Raw genomic sequence first — 1,354 nt, 5'->3', positions numbered from 1 at the left:
CGCCCGTGCCCTGTTCCGCCTTCCCTGGCCGGAGCGGGCACGGCGCGCGGCCCCGCCTCCGGCTGCGGCGCGGGCCATGTGACCACCCATCATGCCCCCATCCCAACCGGAGGATAGTTCCATGCATGTCGTCGTTTTCAACGGCAGCCCCCGCAAGAACGGCAACACGTCCATCCTGCTCGGCACCGTCCGGCGCGAGCTTGAGGCCGCAGGCGTCACCACCGAGGAGTTCCGCGTGGGCGGCAAGGCCGTGCGCGGCTGCATCGCCTGCATGAAGTGTTTCGAAAAGCAGGACGGCCAGTGCATCCAGACCGGCGATCCCATGAACGAATGGATCGCCGCCATGCACAAGGCCGACGGCGTCATTCTGGGTTCCCCCACCTATTTCGCCAACGTCTCCACGGAGATGAAGGCCCTCATCGACCGCGCGGGCATGGTGTCCATCGCCAACGGCGGCGCCCTGCGCATGAAGGTGGGCGCGCCCGTGGTGGCCGTGCGGCGCGGCGGCGCGCAGCAGGTGTACAACGGCCTCATGGCCTTCTTCGGCATCGCCGAGATGGTGGTGCCGTGCTCCAGCTACTGGAACGTGGGCATCGGCCTGGCCCCCGGCGACGTCAACGGCGACGAGGAAGGCATCCGCACCATGGTCAACCTGGGCCGCAACATGGCCCACGTGCTGAAGTGCCTGAAGAGCGGGCCTGCGGCGCCTGCTTCCCTGAAGGGCGGCGAAGTCTAGGAAGCGACGGGCGGGCCGCGGTGCGCGGCTTACCGGATCAGACGCATGCCACGCGGCGCGGTCGGGCTTTTCGTCCCGTCCGCGCCGTGTTACGTGGCGGACAGGGTGGAACCGTGCACGGGGGGGGAAGGGGAACGGCGCATGGGTGACGGCAGGCGCGAATTTCCGGTCGGGCTGCAACGGCAGGCGGATGCCGGCGGCTACGGCCTGCTGGCCCCGGACGAGGCGTGGCGGCGCGTCCGGGCAGGGGCCTTGAGCATGGTGGATGTGCGCGACGCCGCGCAGTACGAGGCCGGTCACGTGCCCGGCGCGCTGTGCTTTCCCCTGCCGCCCACCTGGATGGCCCGCCTTCTGCGGCGCTGGTGGCTGCACAAGGTGTTGTGCGCCGCCCGGTGTCCTTCCGTGGCTTTCGTATGTGACGGGGCCACATCCACCCGCAGCGATTCCGCAGCCCGCGCAGCCATGGTGCAGGGCTTTGCCGTGGCCTACCGCATCGCGGGCGGCATGGATGCCTGGCACGCCGCCGGGCTTCCCGTGGAGTTCGGTCCCTGCGGGCCGTGCGCCTCGCCGGGCGATGCGGGCGGCGATCCTGCGGACAGGGGCGGACGAGATGCCCCG

Annotated in this window: 2 protein-coding genes; both read left to right on the top strand. The window is 70.5% G+C overall.

Annotation, left to right across the window (positions count from 1 at the left end):
* Positions 1–121: 121 nt before the first annotated feature.
* Positions 122–736 carry a flavodoxin family protein gene (locus FVW20_RS15625; RefSeq protein ID WP_196610329.1) on the top strand — a complete coding sequence of 205 codons (615 nt, stop codon included), beginning with the start codon at positions 122–124 and terminating at the stop codon, positions 734–736.
* 141 nt (positions 737–877) lie between these two features.
* Positions 878–1,354 (top strand): rhodanese-like domain-containing protein (locus FVW20_RS15620; RefSeq protein WP_196610328.1); only part of this gene is annotated, 477 nt, incomplete at its 3' end.

The organism is Nitratidesulfovibrio oxamicus (genome assembly GCF_015731765.1).
In the GTDB taxonomy this organism is placed as follows: Bacteria; Desulfobacterota; Desulfovibrionia; order Desulfovibrionales; family Desulfovibrionaceae; genus Cupidesulfovibrio; species Cupidesulfovibrio oxamicus.
The sequence above is the reverse complement of the archived record's forward strand: the minus strand, read 5'-3'. Positions and strand labels throughout refer to the sequence as shown.